The sequence below is a fragment of the Pseudomonas sp. CCOS 191 genome (assembly GCF_001007005.1).
GTDB lineage: Bacteria > Pseudomonadota > Gammaproteobacteria > Pseudomonadales > Pseudomonadaceae > Aquipseudomonas > Aquipseudomonas soli.
Genome location: NZ_LN847264.1, coordinates 2,717,287 through 2,735,927 on the forward strand (window position 1 = coordinate 2,717,287; position 18,641 = coordinate 2,735,927).

Annotated in this window: 23 protein-coding genes; 13 read left to right on the forward strand and 10 right to left on the reverse strand. The window is 65.3% G+C overall.

The genetic code is table 11. The features are described 5' to 3' along the window. Window positions 1–63: 63 nt before the first annotated feature. Both macA and CCOS191_RS12155 read left to right on the forward strand, forming a co-directional pair. A complete protein-coding gene (macA, locus tag CCOS191_RS12150) occupies window positions 64–1,218 on the forward strand; it encodes a macrolide transporter subunit MacA (RefSeq protein ID WP_046855421.1) in 1,155 nt (384 codons plus the stop codon). Window positions 1,219–1,220: 2 nt separating this feature from the next. After that, a complete protein-coding gene (locus CCOS191_RS12155) occupies window positions 1,221–3,224 on the forward strand; it encodes a MacB family efflux pump subunit (protein ID WP_046855422.1) in 2,004 nt (667 codons plus the stop codon). 55 nt (window positions 3,225–3,279) lie between these two features. Here the strand turns inward: CCOS191_RS12155 and CCOS191_RS12160 are convergent, their stop codons facing one another. Then, a complete protein-coding gene (locus CCOS191_RS12160) occupies window positions 3,280–3,927 on the reverse strand; it encodes a helix-turn-helix transcriptional regulator (protein ID WP_046855423.1) in 648 nt (215 codons plus the stop codon). Between the two features lie 224 nt (window positions 3,928–4,151). Between CCOS191_RS12160 and hisN the strand changes: the two genes are divergently transcribed. Beyond that, on the forward strand, window positions 4,152–4,943 hold the full coding sequence (hisN, locus tag CCOS191_RS12165) for a histidinol-phosphatase (protein WP_046855424.1): 792 nt from the start codon (window positions 4,152–4,154) through the stop codon (window positions 4,941–4,943). 24 nt (window positions 4,944–4,967) lie between these two features. Continuing rightward, the gene (locus CCOS191_RS12170) at window positions 4,968–6,014 is read left to right on the forward strand and encodes a metal-dependent hydrolase (protein ID WP_046855425.1); all 1,047 of its coding nucleotides are present in this window, start codon (window positions 4,968–4,970) and stop codon (window positions 6,012–6,014) included. A gap of 83 nt (window positions 6,015–6,097) precedes the next feature. Here the strand turns inward: CCOS191_RS12170 and CCOS191_RS12175 are convergent, their stop codons facing one another. Together CCOS191_RS12175 and CCOS191_RS12180 are read right to left on the reverse strand one after the other, a co-directional pair. Beyond that, complete coding sequence (locus CCOS191_RS12175) at window positions 6,098–6,280, reverse strand: hypothetical protein (protein ID WP_046855426.1); 183 nt, start codon at window positions 6,278–6,280, stop codon at window positions 6,098–6,100. Between the two features lie 101 nt (window positions 6,281–6,381). Next, a complete protein-coding gene (locus CCOS191_RS12180; RefSeq protein WP_038706052.1) occupies window positions 6,382–6,723 on the reverse strand; it encodes a hypothetical protein in 342 nt (113 codons plus the stop codon). A gap of 161 nt (window positions 6,724–6,884) precedes the next feature. Between CCOS191_RS12180 and CCOS191_RS12185 the strand changes: the two genes are divergently transcribed. Continuing rightward, the gene (locus CCOS191_RS12185; RefSeq protein WP_046855427.1) at window positions 6,885–7,706 is read left to right on the forward strand and encodes a shikimate 5-dehydrogenase; all 822 of its coding nucleotides are present in this window, start codon (window positions 6,885–6,887) and stop codon (window positions 7,704–7,706) included. A gap of 84 nt (window positions 7,707–7,790) precedes the next feature. On the opposite strand, the gene CCOS191_RS12190 is transcribed toward CCOS191_RS12185, so the two are convergent. The 3 genes from CCOS191_RS12190 to CCOS191_RS12200 all read right to left on the reverse strand — a co-directional run bounded on the left by CCOS191_RS12190 (window position 7,791) and on the right by CCOS191_RS12200 (window position 9,223). Continuing rightward, window positions 7,791–8,036 (reverse strand): hypothetical protein, encoded by a 246-nt coding sequence (locus CCOS191_RS12190; RefSeq protein WP_046855428.1) that lies wholly within the window; start codon window positions 8,034–8,036, stop codon window positions 7,791–7,793. Between the two features lie 96 nt (window positions 8,037–8,132). Next, a complete protein-coding gene (gene gloA, locus CCOS191_RS12195) occupies window positions 8,133–8,660 on the reverse strand; it encodes a lactoylglutathione lyase (protein ID WP_023630254.1) in 528 nt (175 codons plus the stop codon). A 206-nt stretch (window positions 8,661–8,866) separates the two neighbouring features. Continuing rightward, complete coding sequence (locus CCOS191_RS12200; RefSeq protein ID WP_046855429.1) at window positions 8,867–9,223, reverse strand: histone-like nucleoid-structuring protein, MvaT/MvaU family; 357 nt, start codon at window positions 9,221–9,223, stop codon at window positions 8,867–8,869. A 346-nt stretch (window positions 9,224–9,569) separates the two neighbouring features. Here CCOS191_RS12200 and CCOS191_RS12205 point away from each other — a divergent pair, with 346 nt between their 5' ends. Together CCOS191_RS12205 and cobF are read left to right on the forward strand one after the other, a co-directional pair. Next, the gene (locus tag CCOS191_RS12205) at window positions 9,570–10,859 is read left to right on the forward strand and encodes an OprD family porin (protein WP_046855430.1); all 1,290 of its coding nucleotides are present in this window, start codon (window positions 9,570–9,572) and stop codon (window positions 10,857–10,859) included. Between the two features lie 64 nt (window positions 10,860–10,923). Continuing rightward, on the forward strand, window positions 10,924–11,673 hold the full coding sequence (gene cobF / locus CCOS191_RS12210; protein WP_046857763.1) for a precorrin-6A synthase (deacetylating): 750 nt from the start codon (window positions 10,924–10,926) through the stop codon (window positions 11,671–11,673). 318 nt (window positions 11,674–11,991) lie between these two features. Here the strand turns inward: cobF and CCOS191_RS12215 are convergent, their stop codons facing one another. After that, window positions 11,992–12,297, reverse strand: coding sequence for a hypothetical protein (locus CCOS191_RS12215; RefSeq protein WP_046855431.1), 306 nt, complete (start codon window positions 12,295–12,297; stop codon window positions 11,992–11,994). Window positions 12,298–12,629: 332 nt separating this feature from the next. On the opposite strand from CCOS191_RS12215, the gene CCOS191_RS12220 reads away from it, so the two are divergent. The 3 genes from CCOS191_RS12220 to CCOS191_RS12230 are packed head-to-tail and all read left to right on the forward strand — an operon-like array spanning window position 12,630 to window position 14,751. Beyond that, window positions 12,630–13,253: a secretin and TonB N-terminal domain-containing protein gene (locus tag CCOS191_RS12220; RefSeq protein ID WP_231867488.1), complete on the forward strand. Its 624-nt coding sequence runs from the start codon at window positions 12,630–12,632 to the stop codon at window positions 13,251–13,253. 17 nt (window positions 13,254–13,270) lie between these two features. Further along, window positions 13,271–13,813, forward strand: a complete 543-nt coding sequence (locus CCOS191_RS12225) for an RNA polymerase sigma factor (RefSeq protein WP_046855432.1) — start codon at window positions 13,271–13,273, stop codon at window positions 13,811–13,813. Window positions 13,814–13,842: 29 nt separating this feature from the next. Beyond that, window positions 13,843–14,751, forward strand: coding sequence for a FecR family protein (locus tag CCOS191_RS12230; protein WP_046855433.1), 909 nt, complete (start codon window positions 13,843–13,845; stop codon window positions 14,749–14,751). On the opposite strand, the gene CCOS191_RS12235 is transcribed toward CCOS191_RS12230, so the two are convergent. Both CCOS191_RS12235 and CCOS191_RS12240 read right to left on the reverse strand, forming a co-directional pair. After that, window positions 14,744–15,337: a type II secretion system protein GspJ gene (locus CCOS191_RS12235; RefSeq protein WP_046855434.1), complete on the reverse strand. Its 594-nt coding sequence runs from the start codon at window positions 15,335–15,337 to the stop codon at window positions 14,744–14,746. The two genes, CCOS191_RS12230 and CCOS191_RS12235, sit on opposite strands and share 8 nt — an antisense overlap. Next, window positions 15,334–15,768: a GspH/FimT family pseudopilin gene (locus CCOS191_RS12240; RefSeq protein ID WP_082120408.1), complete on the reverse strand. Its 435-nt coding sequence runs from the start codon at window positions 15,766–15,768 to the stop codon at window positions 15,334–15,336. Before CCOS191_RS12240 ends, CCOS191_RS12235 begins: the two co-directional genes overlap by 4 nt. 116 nt (window positions 15,769–15,884) lie before the next feature. Here CCOS191_RS12240 and CCOS191_RS12245 point away from each other — a divergent pair, with 116 nt between their 5' ends. Continuing rightward, window positions 15,885–16,325, forward strand: coding sequence for a general secretion pathway protein GspC (locus tag CCOS191_RS12245; protein WP_046855435.1), 441 nt, complete (start codon window positions 15,885–15,887; stop codon window positions 16,323–16,325). Here the strand turns inward: CCOS191_RS12245 and CCOS191_RS12250 are convergent. Next, window positions 16,307–16,786 (reverse strand): GNAT family N-acetyltransferase, encoded by a 480-nt coding sequence (locus tag CCOS191_RS12250; protein WP_046855436.1) that lies wholly within the window; start codon window positions 16,784–16,786, stop codon window positions 16,307–16,309. The genes CCOS191_RS12245 and CCOS191_RS12250 overlap by 19 nt on opposite strands. A 243-nt stretch (window positions 16,787–17,029) precedes the next feature. Here CCOS191_RS12250 and CCOS191_RS12255 point away from each other — a divergent pair, with 243 nt between their 5' ends. Together CCOS191_RS12255 and CCOS191_RS12260 are read left to right on the forward strand one after the other, a co-directional pair. Further along, on the forward strand, window positions 17,030–17,650 hold the full coding sequence (locus CCOS191_RS12255) for a LysE family translocator (protein ID WP_046855437.1): 621 nt from the start codon (window positions 17,030–17,032) through the stop codon (window positions 17,648–17,650). A gap of 18 nt (window positions 17,651–17,668) precedes the next feature. Next, complete coding sequence (locus CCOS191_RS12260) at window positions 17,669–18,541, forward strand: alpha/beta fold hydrolase (RefSeq protein ID WP_046855438.1); 873 nt, start codon at window positions 17,669–17,671, stop codon at window positions 18,539–18,541. Window positions 18,542–18,641: the final 100 nt, after the last annotated feature.

Genomic DNA, 18,641 nt, shown 5'->3' on the forward strand with positions numbered 1-18,641 from the left:
TGGCGTTATTGCGGGGCAAGTCCGCTCCCACGGGACCTCATCAGCTTCAGGAAGAACGGTTTTATGGAAAAGACGAAGTTTCGCAAGATCACCCTCGGTGTCGCCGTGGCCCTGGTCGCCGGCATCGTGCTCTACGCGGTACAGGCCCCAGCCAAGCCGCCGCAGTACATCACCGCCACGGTCGAGCGTGGCGATATCGAAAACGCGGTGCTGGCCACCGGCACCCTGGAAGGTATCCGCCAGGTCGACGTCGGCGCCCAGGTTTCGGGGCAGCTCAAGTCGCTCAAGGTCAAGCTTGGCGACAAGGTCGCCGAAGGCCAGTGGCTGGCCGAAATCGACCCGCTGGTGCCGCGTAACTCGCTGCGCCAGGCCGAGGTCGACGCCGAGAAACTGCAGGCCGAGCGGCGTTCGGTGCAGGCCAAGCTCAAGCAGGCCAAGCGGGTCTACGAACGCTACGACGTACTCCAGGCCGACGAGTCGATCTCGCGCCAGGACTTCGAGAACGCCGAGTCCGAATTCGAGGTACAGCAGGCCAACCTGCGCTCGCTGGACGCGCAGATCAAGAGCGCCCAGGTGCAGATCGATACGGCGCGGGTCAACCTCGGCTACACCCGCATCGTCGCGCCGATCGATGGCCATGTGGTGGGTATCGTCACCCAGGAAGGGCAGACGGTGATCTCCAACCAGCTGGCGCCGGTGATCCTCAAGCTTGCCGACCTCGACACCATGACCATCAAGGCCCAGGTGTCCGAAGCCGATGTGATTCATATCAGCCCCGGCCAGCAGGTGTACTTCACCATCCTCGGTGACGACAAACGTTACTACGCCAAGCTGCGCGGCACCGAGCCCGCGCCGCAGAACTACCTGGAAAGCAGCGACAAGAGCGGCGGCGCCGCCAAGCAGGCCAGCGCGGTGTTCTACAACGCGCTGTTCGAGGTGCCCAACCCCGAGCACCGCCTGCGCATCTCGATGACCGCCCAGGTGCGTATCGTCCTCGACACCGCCCTGGGCGTGCTCACCGTGCCGGTGGCGGCGCTGGGGCCGCGCGACGCCGACGGCAGCTTCCCGGTGCGGGTGCTCGATGGCAAGGGTTTCGCCCAGGTGCGCAAGGTCCAGGCGGGGATCAACAACAACGTCAAGGTGCAGGTCAAGGACGGCCTGGCCGAAGGTGACCGCGTGGTGATCGGCGAGCCGGTGTCGGGCGAGGCGGGGGCGTGAGCATGAACATGAACGTGGAACTGTCGCCGGCGCGGGCGGTGTCGGCGCTCGAGGACCAGCCGCTGCTGCGCCTGGACGGGGTCAGCCGCAGCTTCATGGCGGGCGACCGCGAGTTCCTGGCGCTCAAGGGCATCGACCTGGAGATCCATGCCGGCGAGCTGGTGGCGATCATCGGCGCCTCGGGTTCGGGCAAGTCGACGCTGATGAACATCCTCGGTTGCCTGGACCATGCCAGCGCCGGCAGCTATCAGGTCAGCGGCCAGGAAACCCGCGATCTCGACGACGACGCCCTGGCCGCGCTGCGCCGTGACCACTTCGGTTTCATCTTCCAGCGCTACCACCTGTTGCCGCACCTGGATGCCCTGCGCAATGTCGAGATCCCAGCGGTGTACGCCGGCGTGGCGCAGGCCGGGCGCCATGCCCGGGCGCGGGAACTGCTGGGCCGCCTGGGCCTGGGTGGACACCTGGCGCACCGGCCCAGCCAGCTGTCGGGGGGGCAGCAGCAGCGGGTCAGTATCTGTCGGGCGCTGATGAACGGCGGCGAGGTGATCCTTGCCGACGAGCCCACCGGAGCCCTCGATACCGCCAGCGGCAAGGAGGTGATGAACATCCTGCTGGAACTGCACGGCGCCGGGCACACGGTGATCCTGGTGACTCACGATCCCAAGGTCGCCGCCCATGCCGAGCGGATCATCGAGGTCAGCGACGGGCAGATCGTCAGTGACCGGCGCACCCGCGCCGAGGCCCCCGCGCCGACCGCCGAAGCCGCACCGGCGCGCGAGCAGGCGCCACGGCGGCTGGTGGCCAGCCTCGGGTTGTTCCGCGAGGCCTTCAAGATGGCCTGGATCGCCCTGGTCTCGCACCGCATGCGCACCCTGCTGACCATGCTCGGGATCATCATCGGCATCACTTCCGTGGTGTCGATCTCGGCCATCGGCGAGGGCGCCAAGGGCTACGTGCTCAAGGATATCCAGGCGATCGGCAGCAACACCATCGACATCTACTCCGGCACCAGTTTCGGCGACAGCCGGGCCAAGGCCATCGAGACCCTGGTGCCGGCCGACGTGACCGCGCTCAACGAACTCTATTACGTCGACAGTGCCACCCCGGTGATCGGCCAGAGTTCGCTGGTGCGCTACCGCAACATCGACGCCGACGTGCAGCTCAACGGCGTCAGCGAGCAGTACTTCCAGGTGCGCAACATCCCCCTGGCTGCGGGGATCGTGTTCAGCGCAGACGATGCCCGGCGCCAGGCCCAGGTGGTGGTGATCGACCACAATACGCGCAAGCGCCTGTTCGGTGACGGCGTCAACCCGCTGGGGCAGGTGATCCTGGTCGGCAACTTGCCGTGCACGGTGATCGGCGTGACGGCGGAGAACAAGAACCTGTTCGTCGCCGGCAACACGTTGAACGTGTGGATGCCCTACGAAACTGCCGCCGGGCGCGTGCTTGGCCAGCGCCACCTGGACAGCATCAGCGTGCGGATCAAGGACGGCATGCCGAGCAAGCGGGTGGAGGAGGAGGTCAACAAACTGATGTTGCAGCGCCACGGTACCAAGGATTTCTTCACCAACAACCTCGACAGCATCATGCAGACCGTGCAGAAGACCAGCCGCTCGCTGACCTTGCTGCTGTCGCTGATCGCAGTGATTTCGTTGGTGGTGGGGGGGATCGGGGTGATGAACATCATGCTGGTGTCGGTCACCGAGCGCACCCGCGAGATCGGCATCCGCATGGCGGTGGGGGCACGGCAGTCGGATATCCGCCAGCAGTTCCTGGTGGAGGCGGTGATGGTCTGCCTGATCGGCGGCGTAATCGGGATCGGGTTGTCGTACGGGATCGGCTATCTGTTCGCGCTTTTCGTCAAGCAGTGGGAGATGGTGTTTTCACTGGGGTCGGTGGTCACGGCGTTCGTCTGCTCGACCTTGATCGGCATCGTGTTCGGCTTCGTGCCGGCGCGCAACGCGGCGCGGCTGGACCCTATCGAGGCATTGGCGCGGGATTAGGCCTGAGAGCGAGCGCTATATGCATGGCGCTCGCTCCCAGGTGTCCTGCGGGGGACTAGATTTCGGCATACATCCAGCGCATCAGCGAGTGGCGTCCGCTGATGCCCAGCTTGATCGCCGCCCGGCGCAGGTAACTTTCCACCGTATTGACCTTGAGCCGCAGATGCTCGGCCTGCTGCGGTGCGGTACGCCCGGCCAGCAAGCCTTCGCACACCTGCATTTCGCGCTCGGACAGGCGGATGCCGGTCTGACGCAGGCGCTCGAGAAAGCGCTGTTCGAGGCTGTCGGGGTCCGCGGGTAGCGGCGCGGCAGGCTGCAGGGCATTGATGTGTTTTTCCAGCATGGGCAGCAGCAAGGGCGAAATGTCCTCCAGCCGGCTGCGATCGGTAGCTGAGAAGCCAACGCGGGTGTCGGCCCGCAATACCGTGATTTCGTAGCGGAAACCATCCTTGCGTCGGGCCAGGTGCAGGCGCGCCGGGTCGTCGAAGCCGTCACCCGTATCGCCGGCGCTGAACACCGTCTCGCTGATCAAGGTCGCGTCTGGCTGGCTGGCGCAAGCCGGGTCGATGCGCAGTTGGCGGATATGCGTGGCATCGATGGTCAGGTGGGTCTGGATCAGGTCGTGCAGGTGCCGGGGGAAATGGCGGCTGCCAGTACTGGCTATGACTTTGCCGATCTGCGGAAAGAGCAGGTGCGAATTCATCGTGTCATCCATGATAGGCGGTGGAACGGAGGCCCTTGCGCCAGCAACCAGCATCCTTGACTGTCGGCCGGGCCATCGGGGCTGCTAGCTATCCTAGTACAACGAATCAGTGACGGTTAAATGAAGCGGCGATAATGGCATAACAATATCATGGGTGACGCCAGAGGTGTGTCCAGGCACGACTCGGGTATGATGCGCATCCCATCCAACAACGAGACCGCCCCATGTCCCTGAGCGCTGAACAGATCGGCGAATTCCGCTCTTTCTCCGAGCAACTGGCCGATGCCGCCGCGGCGGCGATCCAGCCGTACTTTCGTGCCAGCCTGGATGTCGAGGACAAGGGGGGGCGCCTGTACGACCCGGTGACCATCGCCGACAAGGCCGCCGAAGAGGCCATGCGCGCGCTGATCCAGGCCCGCTATCCCACCCACGGCATACTGGGTGAAGAGCAGGGCGCGGCACTGGGCAGCAGCCCGCTGACCTGGGTGCTCGACCCGATCGATGGCACCCGCGCCTTCATCACCGGCCTGCCGCTGTGGGGCACGCTGATCGCCCTCAACGACGGCACCCGCCCGGTGCTCGGGGTGATGAACCAGCCCTTCACCGGCGAACGCTTCATCGGCACCCCGCACGGCGCCTGGCGCAATGACACGCCGCTGAAGACCCGCGCCTGCGCCGACCTGGCGTCGGCCACGATGATGTGCACCACCCCCGACATGTTCGACACCCCGGCGCGCAAGGCGGCGTTCGAGGCGGTCGCCGGCAAGGCCCGGCTGATGCGTTATGGCGGTGATTGCTATGCCTACTGCATGCTGGCGTGCGGATTCGTCGATGTGATCGTCGAGGCCAGCCTGCAACCGTACGACGTGCAGGCGTTGATGCCGATCATCGAAGGCGCGGGTGGGGTCATCACCTCCTGGGATGGCGGCTCGGCCCAGGACGGCGGCTGCGTGGTGGCGTGTGGCGATCCGGCGTTGCATGCGCAGGTACTGGCAATGTTGCGTCACGCCATCTGATAGACCCTGCACGAGACGTTTGCCGTGGACTCAATCACCCAAGCCGTGCTCGGCGCGGCCCTGCAAGGCACCGTGCTGGGCCGTATCCAGGGCCGCCGTTCGCTGATCTATGGCGCCGCCCTGGGGACACTGCCCGACCTGGATGTGGTGATCCGCTATGCCGATCCGGTGTCGCAGATGACCTTCCACCGTGGCTTTTCCCATTCGATCTTCGTCCTGACCGGCCTGGCCCTGTTGCTGGCCTGGCTGGTCGCCTGGCGTTGGCCTGGCCGAGGCTATACCCCTGGCAGGCTGTTCCTGGCCTTCTGGCTGGCGCTGGTCACCCACCCGGTGCTCGACGCCTTCACCGTTTATGGCACCCAGCTGTTCTGGCCTTTGCACCTGACGCCGGAGAGCTGGGCGGCGGTGTTCATCATCGACCCGGTGTATACCGTGCCGTTGCTGCTGGCGGTGGGCTATGCGGCGATCAGGGGCCTGAACGGCAGGGCGACCGCGATGCTGTGCCTGGCACTGGGGTTCAGCACGCTGTATCTGGGTTTTGGCCTGGCCGGGCGCATGGCCGCCGAGCAACGTTTCCACCTGGCCTTGCAGGCGCAGGGAGTAGAGCCCAGTGAGGTCCGCGCGGTGCCCATCGCCTTCAACAGCCTGATCTGGCGGGTGCTGGCGAAAACCCCGGACGGCGACTACTACGAGGGCGTGAGCAGCGGGTTCGATCGCGAACCTCCGGAGATGCTGAAGCAGTCGCGCAATCTGCAGGCTGCCAAGGTGCTTGCGGGTGCACCGCTGTACGAGCGTCTGCGCTGGTTCACCGATGACTGGCTGCGCTACGACATCATTGGCGACTCGCTGGTGGTCACCGACCTGCGCATGGGCATGCCGGGCAACTACAGTTTCCGCTTCGAGATGGCCCGACGTGACGCCGCGGGGCAATGGGCGGTGATCCAGCCCAGGGGCTGGGTTGGTGGCGGTGCCGCCTCCCTGTTCGATGGCGAGCGGTTGAGCTTGATCTGGCGCCGTATCCTCGACCAGCAACCACCACTGCCACTTGCCGTGTGGGCGGGGCACTTGTAGGCGGCTGGTTGGCGAGCAAAAAAAAAGCCCGCCGGGTGGCGGGCTACAAGGGCTTAGGGAGCAACACACAACAAATTCGGGGGTCAGGCGACCAAGGTCTGGTCGAGCAAGCGGCCGGCCAGGGTCTCGGCGCTGCTGCGGCTGGTCAACGGGCCACTGATGGCTTCACCGTCGCGCAGCAGGTACCAGCAGGCCAAAAGGCCCTGTTGGCGCAGGCTGCTGGGGACTGCGCTGCCGACAACGGACATGATCTGGATCGGGGCCATGGTGGATCTCCTCTCGAACATGGCCCTACCTTACCCAGGCGCCTTCAGGGTTTGAAATCAATGTCCTCGATAGTGGTCATTGCTTTTATCAACTATGCCGCTTACCAGCGCGGCGGGCCGTAGTACACCGGCGGCGGGCCGTAATAGCGGCGGTAGACCGGGGGCGGGGCGGGCACATAGCGCTCGACCACGTAGGGCTGGTAATACACCGGCGGTGGCGGCGCCTGCACGTAGACCGGTGGCGGTGGATAGTAGGCCGGCTGGCGTTCGACGTAGACAGTGCGGTCGTGGCCGCCCGATACGGCCGCCCCGACCACCGCGCCCACCACGGCCGCGCCGATCACCGGCCCCGGGCCGTACCAGCCGCCACCATGGGCCGAGGCTTGCCCGCTGATGGCCAGCGCGCCGACCAGCAGGGCGATTCCGGGGATGAAACGCTTCATGGTGACACCTCGCAAGACAACCCCACGTTCGGGGTCTGTCTACTATGACCGCAGCCTCGGTCAACTGCGCACTGGCACAGGGTAAAGGTTGTGTAAGGGGCGACCGGCGGCGGGGTCTGGTACGCTGGCGCAATCGATTCAGCCATGACAGAGGAACCGCGATGAGCCATTCACCGAGCAGGGACACCGTGTTGTGCATTTCCCTGGCCGGGCGCCCCGGTACGTTCGGCGTGCGCTTTCACAACCATCTGTATCAGCAGTTGGGCCTGGACTATTACTACAAGGCCATGACCACCCAGGATCTGCCGGCCGCCGTGGCCGGCATCCGCGCCTTGGGTATTCGCGGTTGTGGCGTATCGATGCCCTACAAGGAAGCCTGCCTGGCCCTGGTGGACGAGGTTGACCCCTCGGCGGCGGCCATTGACTCGGTGAACACCCTGGTCAATACCGCAGGCCATCTGAAGGCCTACAACACCGATTACCTGGCGGTACGGCAACTGCTGGCCGAGCGGCGGGTCGATCCGGCGACCAGCTTCGCCTTGCGTGGCAGCGGTGGCATGGCCAAGGCGGTGGCCAGCGCGCTGCGCGACGCTGGTTTTCGCGACGGCATCATCGTCGCCCGCAACGAGCAGGCCGGGCGGCAATTGGCGGATGTCTGCGGCTATCGTTGGCTACCTGAACTCGAAGACCGTTGCCCGCCGATGCTGATCAACGTCACGCCGATCGGCATGGCCGGTGGCCCGGAGGCCGACCAGTTGGCCTTCAGCGAAACCGCCATCGCGGCGGCCGAGCGGGTATTCGATGTGGTTGCCCTGCCGGCACGCACACCGCTGATCCGCGCCGCCGAGGCGCTGGGCAAGCCGGTGATCACCGGCCTCGACGTCATCGCGTTACAGGCGCTGGAGCAGTTCGTGTTGTACACCGGGGTTCGGCCGACAGCCGAGCAGGTGGCGGCGGCCGTGGCCTATGCCCGTGAAGGCTGACTAGGTGTAGAGGGCGTCGCTGCGCGCCGCATCGCCGGCAAGCCGGCTCCCACACTGCGGGTGCTGGCTGCTGGCGTGGGGCTTTCAGAACACCCGCTGATCCTTCTCATCCAATTGCTGGTCAACCAGCGCCCGGCCATGGGCCAAAGACACGTGCTGGGCATTTTCCAGGTCGGCGAAGAATTTCATCGGCATCGATAGTCGCCTGCTGCTGTGGCCGGCAGGGTCGGTGATCACGCAGCCTGCAGCATAGGGCAGGGGCGAGTCGGGGTGGGGCATCACGCTGGCGGTGATGGTGTGGTCGCGGTATTCACAGTGAAGGGTTTGCATCGTCCTTACCTCGCTGTGGCTTGGAACAGGAGTTACTTCCATATACCACAGCGAGGGGCCGGGAGTTCCCGGCCCGACGAGCGCCACCTGTGGCTATCAGCCCTTGAGTTCGGTCGGCTGGATGACTTCGACCCAGTAGCCGTCCGGGTCCTTGACGAAGGCCAGGTGGTTCATGCGGCCATCCTGCAGGCGCTTCTGGAACGGGACGTCCAGCGCCTCGAAGCGGGCGCAGGCAACACGTACGTCCGGTACCGAAATGCAGATGTGGCCGAAACCGCGCGGGTCGGTGTTGCCATTGTGGTAGGCGAACTCGGGATCGTTCTCGGTGCCGTGGTTGTGGGTCAGCTCGAGTACGCCGGGGATCGATTTCATCCACTGATGACGCTCGGCATCATCGGCAGGAATCTGCGCCGGGTCGACCAGGGCCAGGAAATACAGGCTGAAAGCCGCTTCCGGGAAGTCGCGCTTGTCCACCAGGCGGAAGCCCAGTACGCGGGTGTAGAAGTCCAGGGACTTCTCGATGTCCTTGACCCGCAGCATGGTGTGGTTGAACACGAATTGGGCGGTGGCGGTGTCTGGTTGGGCGGTAACGCCGGGGAGGGTTTGCAGATCGTGCAGGCTCATGGGTACTCCGGAATCAGGGCCTTGAATAGGTTTGCCATGATACGGGAGTCAACCAGCAGCGCAAATGAAAGCGCCCCGCACGAGTGCGGGGCGCCGGAATTAGAGGCCCGCATGTGCGGGCGCGTGATGGGGTCGCTAGTCCTTTAGCTGGTTCGATACTGAGCCTGCGGGTGTGAAAAAAGTGTGAAGCGGGTGTCGAGGTTTCATCAGCGCACCCAACTTTCCACCGTCTGCGCCCCGTACTGTTCCTTCCAGGCTTTCAGCCCGCGGTGGTTGCCGCCCTTGGTCTCGATCCGCTCGCCGGTATGGGGGTTCGCGTAGACCTTCACCACCCGCGGGCGGCGTTGCTGCTTGACCGCGGCCGGGGCGCGGGTCACGGCTTTCGGGTCGAGAATGGCGATGATATCGCGCAGGCTCTTGTCATAGCTTTTCATCAGGCCGACTAGTTTCTGCTCGAATTCGATTTCGCGTTTAAGGCCGGCATCCTTTTTCAGCGCTTCCAGTTGTGCCATCTGTTCCTTGAGCGCTTTTTCGGCAGCACGAAACTCTGCAAGTCTGGACACTGTCTTCACTCCTGTAAGTCTGCCGTGGCGGGACGTGACGAACATGAAACCAGACTGAACGCCGGCCACGTGGATGGGTAAAGCTGTTCGCTAAGCGAGAGTGTAGTAGTCGCTTGCGAGTGGGTAAACAGCAAACTTTCTATCAATTAGCCGGGAACTTTGCCGATTTTTTACGCGTTATTCGAAAAGACCCCGCCAAGCACCTTAGACCATGGTCCCATGGCTTAGGCTAGAGCCCTTGGCGGAAAATTATGGATGATGGTCGAAGTGTATTCGTTCATCGCGTAGTGCCGGTGCAGATGACTGCCCGGATGGTTTTTCGTCTTTCTTCTGGATGTTCCTTCGCATGTTTGCCCCTTTCCCCCTCGCCCCCGGGCGCCGAGTTGCCGGCTTGTTCTTCCTGTGTGCCGGTGTCAACGCCCAGGCTGCCGGTTTTCTTGAAGACAGCAGTGCCAAGGTCGAAGCACGCAATGTCTATTTCAACCGCGACTTCCGTGACGGCCACACCAGTTCCAAGCAAGGCGCGTCGAAGCGCGAAGAGTGGGCGCAGGGCTTTATTCTCAATGTTCAGTCCGGTTATACCCAGGGACCGGTCGGGTTCGGCGTGGATGCGCTGGGGATGGTTGGTTTCAAGCTCGACTCCAGCCCCGCCGACAGCAATAGCGGCCTGTTGCCGTCGTCCGGGCATGATCCGCGTCACTCCGCCGACCAGTACGCCAAGATGGGCGTCGCCGGCAAGGTGAAGGTGTCCAGGACGGTATTCAAGTACGGTTCGATGATGCCGGACGTGCCGCTGCTCAAGTACAACGACGGGCGCCTGCTGCCGACCATGTTCCATGGCGCCTGGTTGACCTCCGAGGAAGTGCGCGACCTCAAGTTCACCCTGGCGCGCCTGAACCAGTACACCGCGCGGGACTCCACCGACCGCCAGGACATCCGCGTGCACTGCAAGAACAAGCGCTATGCCTGCGATATCGAGGCCGATCATTTCGACCTGGCTGGCGTCGACTACCGCTTCAACGACCGCGTCAGTGCGCAGTACCAGGTGTCCAAGCTGGAAAACATCTACCGCCAGCACTTCCTCGGGCTGGTCGCCAGCCAGCCACTGGAAGTCGGCACGCTGTCGGCGGACCTGCGGGTGATCAAGAGCGACGACATCGGCAATGCCCGTGCCGGGCGCATCGACCACCGCGCCTTCAGCGGCATGCTTGGCTACAGCCTGGGTGGGCACAAGCTCAGCGCCGGCTGGCAGCGCATGTACGGCGACAGCGCCATGCCGTACCTCGACGGCACCAACCCCTACCTGGTCAACTATGCCCAGGTCAACGACTTCGCCGCCGCCCAGGAGCGCTCCTGGCAGGTGCGCTACGACTATGATTTCAAGGCGCTGGGCGTGCCCGGCCTGACCTTCTTCACCCGCTACATCAATGGCGACAATGTGAAGGTTCCTGGCAGCAACGCCGAAGGCAAGGAATGGGAACGCGACAGCGAGCTGAAGTACCAGGTGCAGAGCGGCACCTTCAAGGATGTCAGCGTGCGCCTGCGCAACTCCACCTACCGCAGCAACTACGAGAAGTGGGCGCGTGACATGGACGAAACCCGGGTCATTGTCAGCTACAACTTCTCGATCTTCTGACCCGCTTTGCCAAACGGCCGGTGGTCGGTCGACAATGACCACCGGCAACCAGGCAGGGCAGGCGATGAAACAGCTTCTACTGATCGGCATCGGACCGGGCGATCCTCGCCAGGTCACCTACGAGGCGGTGGAGGCGCTGCGGCGCGCCACGGTGTTCTTCGTCCTCGACAAGGGCAGCGACAAGGACGAACTGGTGCGCCTGCGCCGGGCCATCCTCGAGCGTTACCTGCCCGAGGGCGGTTACCGCCTGGTGCAGGTCGAGGACCCGCGCCGGGACGGCCAGGCGCCGGATTATGTCGGCGCCGTGCAGGACTGGCACGCCCAGCGCGCCGCATTGTACGCCCGGCTGGTCGAGGATGAGCTGGGCAGCGATGATGTCGGCGCGTTCCTGCTCTGGGGCGAGCCGGCGCTGTACGACAGCACCCTGCGAATTCTCGACCTGGTCCGCGAACGCGGCCTGGCGCTGGCCTTGCAGGTGATTCCCGGCATCAGCAGCATCCAGGCGCTGGCCGCCCGTCACCAGATCCCGCTCAACCGTATCGGCGAGCCGCTGACCGTGCTGCCGGGCCGACGCCTGGGCGAACAGTCGCGGATCGACAATGTGCTGGTGATGCTCGACGGCCAGTGCGCGTTCGCCGCCCTGGATGATCCGCAACTGGTGATCTACTGGGGCGCCTACCTGGGCACGCCGGACGAGCTGCTGGTGAGCGGGCCGTTGCAGGCGGTGAAGGCGCGCATCCTCGAGTTGCGCGATGAGGCGCGGCGGCGCAAGGGGTGGATCATGGATACCTATCTGCTGCGCAGGGAGGGGTAGTGGTTGGTGGTTGGCGGGAGAGTTGCAGCGCCTGTGAGATCGAGCGCCGCCCGCGCGGCGCATCGCGGATGAATCCGCTCCTACATTTGTTGCAACGTGGCCATGCCTGATAGGCCATGGTTGTTAGCCTTGTGCGCTTGACGCGATTTTCGGTGGGCATTGCCGCCGCCTCACCTCTCTTGAGCCCTGCGCCAAGGCTGACAACTATGGCCTGACAGGTTCGGTACGTTGCAACGAATGTAGGAGCGGATTCATCCGCGATGCGCCGCGCGGGCGGCGCTCGATCTCAAGAACGCTGTAGATCCATCGTCAGACCCATCAAGGCCGCTGTGGCACCACCGAACTGCCAAAGCTGTTGCCCATGCGCGTCGAGGTCGCTGCCGGTGTCGCCAATCCCATCTGGTTTGGTGCCCTGCGCTGCATCTGCCTGACCGGATCGAGCTGATCGCGCAGGCCCTTGGCGGCGCGCGGATCGGCCCCTTGCAACTGTCGGGTCAGACAGTCGTAGGCCAGCGCCCGCGACTGCCCGACCTGCACGTCGATGCAGCCCTTGGGCGGTTCGGCCAGCGCCGGCAGGGCGCAGGCCAGCAGCAGGGGCAAAGTGATCAGCGACAGTCGAATCATGATGCTTCTCCGTGCAGTCATTCCTAGGGTCTGTATGAAAAGCCTTGATACTCGGTGATGCTGCGTTGAAAACAGCCTGGTGCGCCAGCCCGGTCGGAATGCTCATTTACAACCCGTAAAGTCGAGCGCGACTCCGACCGTTCCTCGGCTGTTTTCGCCTTGCCTGACCTTCGTCTCAAGACTTTTCATACAGACCCTGCGCCAGTCTATTCGCTGCCGGCATGGGACGGGGTGAAGCTTTGATTGCCGAGGCCTGTCACCACAGCGTCATACACAGGCCCCAGGATGACGTTTCCCCGGCGACGGCGGCCAGCAAGGAGGCCTGATCTCCCGTGCGTGCATTGCTTGTGGTCGGCGCGCTGATACTGGCCTGGTTGGTGGCGGCGCCAGGGGCGCGTGGCCAGCCGTTACTGACCTTCGACATACCGGCGCAGGCGCTGGACCGGGCGCTGGACAGCTTCGGCCGGCAGAGTGGCCTGGCGGTGCTGGTCGACCAGATGTTGCTCGCCGGCCAGCGCTCCAGCCCGCTGCACGGCCGCTACACGGCGCGCGAGGGTTTGCAGCGCTTGTTGCAAGGAACCGGCCTGCAGGCGCAGCACGGCAGTGGTGGATTCACCCTGCAACCGTTGCGCCTGCGCACAACGCCCGGGCGTGGACACAGTGAAGGCCCGGCGTCGGGCAGTTATGCGGTGGCATTGCAACACGCGGTGGAGCGCGCCCTGTGCGCTTGGCCGTCGACCCGCCCGGGCAGCTACCGGGCGGCCGTGCAGGTCTGGATCGATGCCAGCGGGCAGCTGGTGCAGAGCCGGCTGCTGGCCTCCACGGGCGACTTCGCCCGCGATGCCGCGCTGGTCGAGCGCCTGCGGTCGGTACGCCTGGAGCAGGCGCCGCCAACTTCACTGGCACAGCCGCTGACCCTGTTGCTGCGCCCGGAACCTATGGATTGCCCTCTTTAGCAAGGAGCTGTGGCGGCATGAACAAACCTCGGGACAGTGCGCTGGTCAAGCTGTTTCTGACCTCCTACGACACCTTCAGGGTCCGCCTGAGGCGCCGGCTTGGCTCGGATGACCTGGCCAACGACGTGCTGCAGGAAACCTACCTGCGGGTGGATCGCATGGACGCCGCGCACGACCTGCACAAACCCGGTGCCTACCTGTACCGCATGGCCTTGAACGTTGCCGCCGACCGCCGCGAGGCCGATGCCCGGCTGCTCACTGGCGCCGAGATCGAAACGCTACTGCAGGTGGCCGAGGACCAGGACCCGGCTCGCATCGTCGGCGGCCAGCGCGAGATCCAGAACCTGCTGGGCGCGCTTTACGAGCTGCCAGCCCGGCGCCGGCGGATTTTCATCGCCGCGCGGCTGGAGGAGGCCTCGCACCAGGAAATCTCCCAGCGTTTCGGTATTTCCACACGCACCGTGGAAAAGGAACTCAAGGCGGCACTGGGGCATTGCGCGATGCGTCTGGACAGAAAAGTGTTTCAGCGCTTCGGTCCCGGCGCGGGAAAACCGTCTTGAACGATAGTCGACCTCTTCATGTGAGCACCATGCCCCAGATTCCGCCCGATCCCGACTTGCAGCGCCAGGCCCAGGGCTGGCTGTTGCGGCTGACCTCCGGCCAGGCCACCCAGGCCGATGCCCGGGCCCTGCACCAGTGGTGCGCGCGCAGCCCCGCGCACGCCGAGGCGTTCGCCCAGGCGCGTCAGCTCTGGTGCTTGCTCGGGCCTGCGGCGCAGCAGGTCAGCCAGGCGCCATCGGCGCCGCTGCTCGGGCGTCGGGCGCTGCTGGGCGGGGCGCTGGCTGCGTCGCTGGCGGTGGTTGCCTGGCGTGGCGGCTGGCTGGACGAGGCCATGGCGCCGCCTGCGGCGTTCGCCACCCAGGTGGATGAGCAGCAACGGGTGGAGCTGGCGCCAGGGATCAAGCTGGAACTGAACGTGCGCACGCGCGTCAGCCGCGAGACACAGGGTATCGCCCTGCTGGCGGGCGAGATCGAAGTGCAGGCCCACCAGCCCATGCAGGTGCGGGCGCAGGAGGGGGTGATCAGTACCGAACAGGCTCGATTCAATGTGCGCGAGGACGACGATGGCGTCTGCGTCACCTGCCTGAGTGGCGAGCTGCGCATCTTTGCCCAGGGCCGGCTCGAGGCGCTGCCGGCCGGCCGCCAGTTACGTTATGGCGCGCAAGGCGTCGGCGTGCCCGAGGCCTTCGACATTGGCCAGGTGACGGCCTGGCGCGAGCGCATGCTGGTGTTCCGTGATGCACCATTGACCCAGGTAATCGACGAGATCAACCGCTACCGCCCCGGGCGCCTGGTACTGCTCAACCCGTCACTGGGGCGCCGCCGGGTGCAGGCGCGGTTCAGTTTCGATCAGTTGCGCCAGGCCGCCGAACTGATCCGCGTCGCCTATGGCGCGCGCTGCCTGGAACTGCCCGGCGGGGTGGTGCTGGTCAGTTGAATGGCCCCAGCACCTGGCGGTAGTGTTCCTCGCCCTGGGGGCCGCGCCGGTTCAGGCGCACCTCGAGCCCGACGGGGTTGTCGTCGGCCTCGCTGGCCGGGGAGCGCCAGCCGCCCTTGGCCTGCCAGGTGCGCAGGCTGAATGCGCTGACGTTGTCCAGCACCGCCACTGCGGCTTTCGGCGCGGGCAATGGGAAGCCTTCGCGCAGTGGCGCGGCGGCGCGGTACAAGGTGCTGCCGCGCACATACCAACGCACCCGCTGCAGGCCGCTGCCAGACACGGCACCGGCGCGTACCAGCTCCAGGCGCTCGGCGCGGGCACGCATGGCGGGTAGCAAGGGCTTGCCCGGCGGCTCGTGGCCGGGCAACACCGGCTCGACCAGTTCCACCGTGGCACGCAAGGCCAGGTCGCGCTCCAGCTGCTGCAGCACACGCATCACCGCCTGATGCTCATCGCTGGCCTGGCGCAGGTGCTGGTCGGCGCGGCTGACGCTGTCCAGGCCACGCCAGGCGATCAGGCTGACCACCGCCATCAGCAGGATGGCGATCATCACTTCGATCAGGGTAAAACCGCGTTGGCGGGTCATGGCTGGCTCACCCGCACCTGCCCGGCGGCGTTGCGCGCCAGTTCCAGCTGTAGCGTGCCGCTGTGCAGGCGCAGGGTCAGGGGGGCGCCGATCCATTCGCCATCGAGCCACACCGCGCCACGGGGCTCGGCCTGCACCTTCACCGTCTCGGCCTGCCAGCGGCGCGGCTTGAGTGGTCCCTCCGCCAGCACCTGGCCATCGGCGCGCACGAAGCGGTAGCCGTCGCGGTCGCTCTGCCAGCGCAGCGGCTGACCGTCGGCCTGGGCTTCGCTTTGCGCCATCTCCAGCAAGCGCGCCAGGCGCTCGCCGTCTGCGCGCAACTGCTTGCCCGGATCGGGGCGGATGTTCAGGCTGATGGCGGCGCTGGCGATGCCGACGATCACCAGCACCACCATCAGTTCTATCAGGGTGAAACCACGTTGTCCTTTCACGGGGTGCTCCTTGTCCTGGCAAGGCAGCTTGCCCGAGCAAGATGATCGGCGTGTGAAACAAAACCGTGAGAATCACCCGGTATGCTTGGGCGCAGGCACACAAGGAGCGCGTGACCATGCGTATCGTTCGTCCCAACTTGTCACTCGGGCTGTTGTTGCAGGCGCTGGGGCTGCTGGTCGCCATGGCCGGGCTGGCGACCTGGGGGCAGTTGTTGTGGCCGCCAGCGGCGGGGCAGGCCACGACCCGGGCTGCCGACGCCCCGGTAGTGGCCGAAACAGCGGCTGGGCGATGGTTTGCCGATATTCCCCAGCAGGTGCAGATCCAGGTCAGCGGGGTGATGGCCGGCAGCCAAGGCGCCGTGGCCATCGTCAGCCTCGACGGCGGCCCGGCTCGCGCCGTGCGCAGTGGCGAGGAGCTGGCTCGCGGGGTGCGCCTGGTGGCCATCGAGGGGCGTGGCCTGGTGATCGAGCGCGGCGGCCAGCGCAGCCGCGTCGAGGTGCCGGTACTGGCCCAGGCGTCGTTCTGGGGCGAGGCGCCTCAGCCCTCGGCGAACTGACGCAGGCGCTCGCCGTCGAGACGATAGCGAATCCACTCGTCCTGCGGCTCGGCGCCCAACGACTGGTAGAAACCGATGGCCGGCTCGTTCCAGTCCAGCACGCTCCACTCCATTCGCCCACAGCCGTTTTCGACAGCTTCGCGGGCGATATGCCGCAGCAGCTTGCGCCCCGCGCCGTCACCGCGCTGCTGCGGGGTGACGTAGAGATCCTCGAGGTAGATACCGTTGCGCCCCAGCCAGGTGGAGTAGCTGTAGAAATACACGGCGAACCCGATGGCCTGGCCGTCGCGCTCGCAAATCAGGCTACGCACCGTGCTGCCCGGGTCGAACAGGCTGTGCTCGATGTCGGCGAGGGTCGCCACCACTTCGTGGCGGGCGCGTTCGTAGTCGGCCAGTTCGGTGATGAAGGCCAGGATCTGGGCAGCGTCGGCCAGGACTGCGGGGCGGATGGTCACGGGCATGATGGGGCTTCCTTGTGCGGGATAGGGTGCGAAGGCTTCAGTAGTGTCAGGTAGGACGAGGGGAGGCCGCCAGGTGTCTGGCGGAAGATTTGCCCCGCTTTGCTGCGACGATGGCGTGGAGGCACGCAATTGAGTGAAACAGAAATGTGTATTCATTCAATTTCGCGTAACTGTACCGGTCATTTCCTACAAGCCTCCGCTACCGTGGCATTTCGATAATCAGAAAAGCCGGAAACTGCCGCCATGCTTGCCTCGCTCGATCTGCTCAGCGCGTTCGTCCTGTTCGCCTTTGTCTCTTCCATCACCCCCGGTCCGAACAACACCATGCTGCTGGCCTCGGGGGTCAACTTCGGCGTGCGCCGCACGATTCCCCACGCGCTGGGCATCAGCGTCGGCTTCATGGTGATGGTGCTGGCGGTTGGCCTGGGGCTCGGTGAGGTGTTCAAGGCCTGGCCACCGTTGTACAGCATCCTGCGCTACGCGGGCGCGGCCTACCTGTTGTACCTGGCCTGGAAGATCGCCACCTCCGGGCCGATGTCCGGCGACACCAATGGCAGCCGCAAGCCGCTCGGGTTCTGGGGGGCCGCGGCGTTCCAGTGGGTCAACCCGAAGGCCTGGGTGATGGCGATCGGGGCGATCACCACCTACACCCCGGCCCAGGGCTACGTGTTCAACGTGATCGTCATCGCAGCAGTGTTCGCCCTGGTGAACCTGCCCAGCGTCGGCATCTGGGTGATGTTCGGCAGTGCCTTGCGCAACCTGTTGCGCAATCCGCGCGCGGTGGTGCTGTTCAATGTCCTGATGGCCGTGCTGCTGGTGATTTCACTGTATCCGCTGCTGTTTGTAGAATCGGCGTTTTCCTAGAGCCGATGAGTGCCGTCGATGGAGTTGATTCCCTGGTCCCATGAATGCGCCGAAGGCTTCACCCTGCGCGGATGGCGAACCCCCGCCAGCGGCAGGCCGCTGCTGCATTTTCTGCATGGCAACGGCTTCTGCAGCCTGGCCTACCAGCCCATGCTGATGCGCCTGGGTGAACATTTCGACCTGTGGCTGAGCGATGTCCAGGGCCACGGCGACAGCGACCATGGTGGCGTGTTCCTTGGCTGGAACCGCACCGCAGCACTGGCGGTGGAGGCCTTCGAGGCCGGGCGTGGCGAATACGGCGACGTGCCGCGCCTTGCCTTGGGCCACAGTTTCGGCGGCGTGCTCACCGGCTTGATCCTGGCTGCCGAGCCGCAGCTGTTCCAGCGTGCGGTGTTGCTCGATCCGGTCCTGTTCAGCCGGCGCATGATCGGGGTGATGGGCGCCGCCGCCATGGTCGGCCTGCACCGCCGCCATGCCCTGGCGCGCAAGGCGGCCACCCGCCGCAGTCATTGGCCAGACCGTGAGGCGGCCCAGGCCTCGCTGCAGGGGCGCGGTATCTTCAAGGGCTGGACCGACGCGTCCTTGCAGGCCTATGTGGAGCATGCCATCGGCGATTGCGGGGAGGGAGTGGTGCTCAAGTGCCGGCCCAGCCGCGAGGTGGAGATCTTCAGCTCGTTCCCTGAGCGCATGTGGCAGCAACTGAGTCGTATCCAGACGCCGACGCGGATCCTCTACGGCGAGCAGACCTATCCGTTCGTGCCGCACTCGGTGCAACGCCTGATGGCGCTCAATGGCCAGGTGAGCGCGCAGCAGGTAGCGGGGGGGCACTGCTTCATGCAGGAAGATCCGATAACGGCCACAGAGCAGGTGGTGGCTTTCCTGCAGCATTGAAAGTGGTCCGCTCGCAGGGCTGATCTGCTGTCCATTTTGCGACGATTGAAGGCCTGTTCGCGAGCGAACGACACTCTCAGATTCCGTAATCTGGCGCTCC